This is a genomic window from Dorea sp. AGR2135, assembly GCF_000420885.1.
In the GTDB taxonomy this organism is placed as follows: Bacteria; Bacillota; Clostridia; order Lachnospirales; family Lachnospiraceae; genus Dorea; species Dorea formicigenerans.
The window spans coordinates 21,414-29,072 of sequence record NZ_ATVU01000031.1 but is presented as its reverse complement, the minus strand read 5'-3'; the positions used below and the strand labels follow the sequence as shown (position 1 = coordinate 29,072).

Here is a 7,659-nt window from a genome sequence, read left to right as displayed (position 1 = left end):
AAAATCGGTAATACTTGGTACTACATGAATACAAGCGGTGCTATGGCAGCCGGACAATGGATAGGCAATTACTACGTAGAAGCAAACGGAGCAATGGCGACAAGCAAGTGGATAGGAAACTACTATGTGGATGCTTCTGGTCGCTGGGTAGAGACCGGAGGACAGCATGCTTATGATGATGGTGTCATTACAAAAGAGCCTACTTGCGTAGACGCTGGTGTGAAAACATTCACATGTAAAACATGTGGTGACACTTACACAGAAGAAATCGCACCAACAGGTATCCATGATTATGAATCAGTTGTTACAAAAGAACCTACTTGCGAAGAAGCAGGTGTGAAGACTTTCACATGTAAAGTGTGCGGTGATACACACACAGAAGAAATCAAAGCATTAGGACATGCTTATGATGACGGCGTTATCACAACACCAGCTACTTGTGGTAAAGACGGTGTCAAGACATTCACCTGTAAGACTTGTGGCGATACAAAGACAGAAGTCATTCCTGCAACTGGTAACCACACTTACGATGACGGTATCGTAACAAAAGAGCCAACATGTACAGAGAAAGGTGTAAAGACTTACACTTGTACCGTATGTGGCGATACACATACCGAAGATATCGATGCACTTGGACATGCATACGACGAAGGTGTTGTTACAAAAGAACCTACTTGTACCGAAGCAGGTGTAAAGACATTCACATGCAAAACATGCGGTAACACTTACACAGAAGAAATCAAAGCACTTGGTCACTCTTACGACGAAGGTGTCGTTACCAAAGAGCCGACTTGCTACGAAGAAGGTGTAAAGACATTTACATGTAAGACATGTGGTGATACGTATACCGAAAGCATTCCAACAACAGATGCTCATGTCTATGACAACGGTATCGTAACGAAAGACCCTACTTGTACAGAAGCAGGTGTGAAGACTTACACATGTACTATCTGTCATAAGACAAAGACAGAAGAAATCGCACCAACAGGTCATCACTATGATGACGGTGTGGTAACAAAAGCGCCTACTTGCACAGAAGAAGGTATCAAAACATTCACATGTAAAGATTGTGGCGATACTTACACAGAAAGCATCAAAGCTACTGGTCATCACTATGACGACGGTGTAGTTACTAAACCAGCATCATGCACAGAAGAAGGTATCAAGACTTTCACTTGTCCAGACTGTGGTGATAGCTACACAAAGAACATTCCAATGACTGACCATGATTGGCTTCATCATAAAGAAGAAGGTCACAACGAAACCATTACCGTGAAAGACCCATATGATGAAACTGTTGTAGAGCCACGCTACATCTGCTGTGGTTGCGGTGCACAGTTCAAAACTGAAGAAGAAGTTGGTGTACACATAATCTTAACTAAACGTGAAAATCCTGACACAAAATGCAAGAACTACTATGAAGACGATGTTGAAGTTAAAATTCATCATGACGCTGAAACAAAGACAGTCTATGTCGTTGACAAGAAAGCTTATGATGAATGCAAACATTGTCACAAGACAGTAGAAAAATAAACCATTATCTCAACCCTTTCTATAAGCCCGTCCCTACATGGGGGCGGGACTTTTTTTTTGTTTCAGCACGTTTCGCTTTTACAGTAAAAAATTATAAAAACATGAGAAAACAGGCGGCGATAAACGCCGCCGGGTGAATATGCGTATAATCGATTGCCTCTGCAAGCAGTTGTTCCTTATTGCAGATGGCGTTTACAAGAAAAGAAACAGCCATAGTCTCTTAGCGTAAGAAGAGATTGACGGCTGTTTCTTTTTTATAAATTTACACAAAAATACACACATGCGATTGAATATATGAAAATTTGCACAGAAAGGATTGATATGATGCACCAATTTCTATTATATAATAAAGCATTCATCATGCCAGCATCCATTTTAAACCCATCGAACACATCATGGCTTGCATGTTCCTGTTGTCACCATTTATTATTTGAAAAACACAAACAATCCAATATCATTCATATTCGTCACACAATCATCCACACGTGTCCATACTGTGATACAGCATTCCGATATATCATTTCAGATGAAAAATTATTTCACACACTGCAATCTTGTGGCGACATTGTTGAAATGCCAGATACAACAACAAGCATCTTATCTGACGAAGAAATCGACACATTTAATGCATATCTGGAAGAGAATGATTTACCAACCGCTTTTTGCAACACAGATTTTGTGAACATCTATAAGAAAATTGTTGGCAATACGTCACATAGTAACAAAATCCAAAAATGGATAGCACATCATGAATAAAAAGAAGATGAACACCTATGGCACGAAAAATCAAAATTGATAACAATACTTACGAATGCCCAGCCTGTGGTTATCGTTGGTCAAAAACAATGGGCATGACTGACCTGTCTTTTGACGAAGACGAACATTGTCCATGCTGTCCAGACTGCGGTGAACTTATCGAAGACGGTGATGACTATGAATAACAATAACAACAGGGTAAATGCCATCAACCAATTGGCAGAAAAAGACCATTATACCAACGATATACGCTACAATGCAGGATTAAAACTGTTAAAAGAAAACGGCTATCTATACGTCTGCGGGCATCCAGATGTCGAATATTATTGCAAATGCAATGGATATGATTAACACGTAAAAAGAATATGATGACACATGATGTGTCACAGATGACGAGCAACTCGTCAAATATGTTACATATATGTGTCAATTAGATGACACATAGAAAGGAAATTCACATGGAGAAAAAAACAAAATTTACAACAAATGATAAAAATCGCAGCTATATACGATTTAATAAAAATTATCTAATGGACATTGCCGAGTCAGCGCATGAAAATCCATCCGCTTTCGAAGTTTTTATGTTTATTATTAAAAATATGGACGCCAACAACTCTTTAGTCGTTAGCATGGAAACACTAGAAAAAACGTTAGTGTTTACCAGAAGTGACCTCAACAAAGCGATAAAATATCTGGAAGAAAACAAATGGCTTTCCATCCGCAAACAGAGTACATCCAATGTCTATACCATTAATCCAGAAATAGCACGGATAGGCGGGGTAAATCCAACACAGTATTGTCCATCATCCACACCTATGAACCAAAAGCGAGGAATACCTATGCCAACATACGAAGTTGCCTTTGTGGTGCAAGGTTACGTTGCCAATACCGTTGCTGATATCGGACCTATCGAATGCAACGGACTACAAAAAGACGAGCATCACTATTATCTAAAAGATGGTCGAATGTACTACAACATCAATGCAACATCACCGGAAAAGGCTTACGCACTCGGCAGACAACTCTTTGAAAACGAAGATTTTAAAGACTTAACAGTTACCGACTGGTGTCTGGAACACGTATCTTTTGGTGATAAATATTGGTACAAAGAAGACCTACACGAATAGAAAGGAATGAAAAAAATATATGATGAAGACAAGCTATAGGCTCATGACAGAATCTGAAATCAAACAAATTCGCAAAAGTGATACGCTCTATCTCGACGCAGAATTCAATGAATTAGCACTTCATACAGCCACGGCATCGAAAGATGCCTATGCCTATATCGAAGATGGTGTCGAACAGTGGGTAGTAGAAGACACGAACGGCAATGTCTACGGATTAGACACACTCTGTACGAAGAAAGAAAAGGTATCATCATGAAAGATAATACATTTATCATCGTTGGTGTATCACAAACAATTACCATGCTGATTATCATGGCAATCGCAAGTACAGGTGATACCATTCTTGCTTTTCTTGGTGTCATTCTTCTCATCGATGCCATGTGCTATATTGCACACCGCATTTTAAACAAGAAACAATAACAAAAACTATAAACTCTATGCAGACCTCACGGACACACGTGAGGTCTTTTTTTTTTTTTCATACATACAAACATACGGGAGCAAAAACAAATACTTAAAAACTAGGATACGAGAAAGGATTTGATTACTATGTTTAGAGAAGATAACAACACATACTATAGACCAGATTGCAACGATACAAACCATGCAGATACGATTGTCCGGCAACCGAAAAAGAAAGAATTGCTGGACTCCAAACAATGGGATTTACGAGTTGCCAAACGCAAATTGTGTCATGTGGACCCTGCCAATCGTAACGAAATCCAGTCCCTGAAACGCAAGATACACAAACTGGAGCATGAAATCGAAACGATACAGAGCATGGATATCCAACACAAGAATTTACACAAATGCAGGAAACTACATCCAGATAAAATCTTGGATTACTGCGTGCGTGTGCTGGAAGAGTCCAAGAAAAATAACATCTTTTTCATCACAGCAGAAGACATCGCCTATCAGCTGAACACGAAGGTATATCTTGTGAAACAGTGCTTCACGAAAATGAATCACATGGGATTACTGTCCCAACCAAGGCATAGCAAGCCACATGACTGTTACCGCCCGAAACGTACGGAATGGGACACCATCGACAGTGGATGGGCTGGCGACGTCTATTATATTCGATAACAGCATACACCCCGATATGGACTTTCCATACGGGGTGTATTTTTTTTTACAGAAAATCCGCAAGATTTCAAATGTACAAACTGCGTCATGGGATGCTTTCAAATTGTACAAACGTGAGTGCCACACACCGCCAAAATACTAGGCCTTTGGGCGCGGTGTGACGAAGTGTTCATTTTGAACACAAAAAAGGGGCATATTTCTTTTCGATGTGAACACGGAAAAAAGCCTGATAAATCAGGCTTTGCAGTATATCGGCATAATGAATGCCTCTGATACTGCTCGAAAAGAAAAAGGGCATAAGGGGTCGTGACGCAATTGCGCTTTGCTCCATTGCGGTCGGCATAGCCGACACTCCCCCTCTTATGCCCAGCTTCGCAAAGTGGGACTGCTTCCCACTTATCTTTTAACTATAAAAAACGTGAGAAAAAAGGGGCGGGTGTGTAAGTGTAAGTAAGATCCCGATGATAATTACGAAAGTGAGGAATAAAGCATGAATAACGTGAATTTGATTGGAAGACTGGTACGTGACCCGGAGACGAAATACCCGGAGACAGACGGACAGGTTGCAGTTACACATTATACACTGGCGATTAATCGTTACAGCAAAGATAAAAATGAGGTTGCCTATGTGCGCTGTGTTGCATTTGGAAAGGCGGCTGAGTTCGCAGAGAGTTACTTCTTCAAAGGAATCAAGGTTGCTGTAACTGGCAGGATTGCAACCGGCAGTTACACGGATAAGGACGGAAAGACCGTTTACACAACAGAAATCGTTGTGGAAAGACAGGAGTTTACAGAATCACGGAAACAGGGAGAAGCTGCAAACGGTCAGTCCGAAGAACTTCCGTTTCACTAAAGAGAGGCTGTTATCATGGACAACACACAATTAACTCCTGCTCTACTGGAACAGGAACTGAAAAAGAAAATCATTGGGCAGGACGTGTATCTGCACGACCTGTCCACCTGTATCTGGCTGCACAACGAAAGAAGGCAGTACTTTCTTCGCACCGGAAAGAAGATAAGCAGACCAAAATACAATCTCTTTGTACTCGGCAAATCCGGCATGGGAAAGACTTCTGCCATCAAGGCCGCAGCAGATATCCTCGGCATGACGCTGGTCGTTGAGGATGCCAGCGAGCTTAGAGGGGCTGGCTGGAAAGGCAAACAGGTTTCCGACATCGTCTATGACATTGCCAAAGCAACCCTAAAGAGAAATAAAACGCTGGAGGAAGCCGATGAATTTGCCATCGTTGTTCTGGATGAGATTGACAAGGTGTTTGAACCGCGCACAAAGGACAGAACCTTCTCTCCTGTTGCGAATCTGCTCAAGTTTATCGAAGGTACGGAAATATCCCTTGGCGAGGGAGAGAAACGGATGACGTTATCTACCGACAACATCCTTTTCATTGCGATTGGCGCCTTTGACGGATTAGATGAGATAATCAAAGAAAGAATGGCACCCAAAAGGCTTGGATTTTTTACAGAGGACAGGGAAAGTGACCTGTCAGATAGCAACATCTTAAGGAATGTGACCACCGACGATTTACACGCCTATGGGGTAAGTGAACAGCTCCTTGGACGCTTTCCCATCCTTACAGTGATGAATGAACTTACCGCAGGCGATTATGAGAACATTCTCTTAAAGTCCGAGATTTCCCCGGTGTTTGAGTTAAATCATCTCCTGCAGAAAGAAGAGGGGGTACAGGTATCCATGACACTGGACGCTGCGGCGCACATGGCTAAGCATATTTCAGACCGTGGCATCGGTGCAAGGGGCTTGCAAAGTGAGATGGTGAAGGTATTAAAAGAACCGCTCTATCATCTGGCGGATAGAAAAGAAGTATGTGAATACCGTGTGGATTACAGGGATGATTTTGTCGTAGATGAGATTGTCGGCAACCGCTGTCGCATCCAGCCAAGAACCCCTGCAGAAAGAATGGTGATGGAACCCGTTGAAAAAGAAAAACTGGGCGCGATATCACTGGAAGAGGTCCATGAAGATGAGGTTTCCATTCACCTTTTTGCCGAGGCGATGTTTGAGCCTTTTGAGACGAAAAGTTTCATGGGGAAATATGGTCCCGGTTTAAATGCCTGTTACGACTATCTGACGATTAAACAGGCGCAGATTTTTACGGAGGCTGCAGTGATTCATCTGTTCCTCGAGACCAAGCGTTCCAGCAAGCGAAAGAACATGTGCGCTCTCTTATCGGTCATCCGAAAAATGCAGGCAGTTCCCGTACGGCAGATCGTGCATCCATTGGAGAAGCCAAAAAACCGTCTTCTGGTAAAGCTTGAGGACTGTGACATCGATAAGATAAAAGAACTGCGCAAAATCGCATGGAATGTTGCGAGAAATTATGGGCTGTTATTGTACGAGCTCGACTATGAGCAATGTGATTTCGATGACGAAAGCATCTCATAGGAAAGGTGCGGGTGCCCTTTTGCGCTGAATGCACCCGACTCCGTATGGAGTATCTATCTTATTGTTGGCAGGAGCTTATATAAGACTCCTGCCATTTTTCAAGTTAAGGAGGAACCAAAAATGCGAATAGTGAATGCCCGACTAAGGCTTGATGATGAAGGCGTGCCACGCGTTGTGAAATCACCTGCAAAACTATACCCAGAAATACAGTACTTTGGTAATGCACAGGATATAGTAAAAGTCATGACAGATGTGTTTGAGATACACAAGGAAACGCAGGAGGTCTTGTACCTTATCGCACTGAATCTGAAATCAAAGCCACTTGCATTTTTCGAGATTGGCAGAGGCAATATACAGGAGACGATTGTTGATGCAAGAGGGATTATGATACGCCTTATGATGTGCAATGCCTCAAGTTTTATACTTGTACACAACCATCCGAGCGGGGATTGCACGCCGTCAAAGCCTGACATGATAGTGGCAGAACGGATGAAACAGCTTTCAGACCTGATGGGAGTCTATTTTTTAGAAAACTTAATCATCGGCGCTGATAAATCCTGCTTCAGCTTCTTTATAAATGTGTGGGACAAAGAAAATAATAATGATAAAAATAAAGACCATGTTGAGGCTTAAGAGGAGTGTATTTACTTCCGGAAAGTCCGTAAAGGGTAAAATGCACGGCGCTTTGCACCGCCCTTTACGGACTCTCCACAAGTAAAATGGAAATCACCCAAGCCC

10 protein-coding genes and 1 pseudogene are annotated in these 7,659 nt (G+C 42.0%); all 11 read left to right on the top strand.

Annotated features, from left to right (window positions below):
- Window positions 1-1,533, top strand: a pseudogene (locus G593_RS20965) (hypothetical protein); the annotation flags it as partial.
- Window positions 1,534-2,106: 573 nt separating this feature from the next.
- On the top strand, window positions 2,107-2,289 hold the full coding sequence (locus G593_RS20335; RefSeq protein ID WP_155961857.1) for a hypothetical protein: 183 nt from the start codon (window positions 2,107-2,109) through the stop codon (window positions 2,287-2,289).
- 17 nt (window positions 2,290-2,306) lie between these two features.
- The gene (locus G593_RS20330; protein ID WP_155961855.1) at window positions 2,307-2,474 is read left to right on the top strand and encodes a hypothetical protein; all 168 of its coding nucleotides are present in this window, start codon (window positions 2,307-2,309) and stop codon (window positions 2,472-2,474) included.
- On the top strand, window positions 2,467-2,640 hold the full coding sequence (locus tag G593_RS20325; protein ID WP_155961853.1) for a hypothetical protein: 174 nt from the start codon (window positions 2,467-2,469) through the stop codon (window positions 2,638-2,640). The genes G593_RS20330 and G593_RS20325 overlap by 8 nt, the downstream gene beginning before the upstream one ends.
- Window positions 2,641-2,747: 107 nt before the next feature.
- A complete protein-coding gene (locus tag G593_RS19120; RefSeq protein WP_029732296.1) occupies window positions 2,748-3,416 on the top strand; it encodes a replication/maintenance protein RepL in 669 nt (222 codons plus the stop codon).
- A 19-nt stretch (window positions 3,417-3,435) separates the two neighbouring features.
- Entirely contained in the window at window positions 3,436-3,672 is a 237-nt protein-coding gene (locus G593_RS0115445; RefSeq protein ID WP_029732295.1) for a hypothetical protein, read from the top strand.
- Window positions 3,669-3,836, top strand: a complete 168-nt coding sequence (locus G593_RS20320) for a hypothetical protein (RefSeq protein ID WP_155961849.1) — start codon at window positions 3,669-3,671, stop codon at window positions 3,834-3,836. Before G593_RS0115445 ends, G593_RS20320 begins: the two co-directional genes overlap by 4 nt.
- Window positions 3,837-3,965: 129 nt before the next feature.
- Complete coding sequence (locus tag G593_RS0115435; RefSeq protein WP_029732294.1) at window positions 3,966-4,502, top strand: hypothetical protein; 537 nt, start codon at window positions 3,966-3,968, stop codon at window positions 4,500-4,502.
- Window positions 4,503-4,992: 490 nt separating this feature from the next.
- Window positions 4,993-5,355 (top strand): single-stranded DNA-binding protein, encoded by a 363-nt coding sequence (locus G593_RS0115425; protein ID WP_044994609.1) that lies wholly within the window; start codon window positions 4,993-4,995, stop codon window positions 5,353-5,355.
- A gap of 15 nt (window positions 5,356-5,370) precedes the next feature.
- Entirely contained in the window at window positions 5,371-6,921 is a 1,551-nt protein-coding gene (locus tag G593_RS0115420) for an AAA family ATPase (RefSeq protein ID WP_029732292.1), read from the top strand.
- 120 nt (window positions 6,922-7,041) lie between these two features.
- A complete protein-coding gene (locus G593_RS0115415; protein WP_049946504.1) occupies window positions 7,042-7,554 on the top strand; it encodes a JAB domain-containing protein in 513 nt (170 codons plus the stop codon).
- Window positions 7,555-7,659 lie beyond the last annotated feature (105 nt).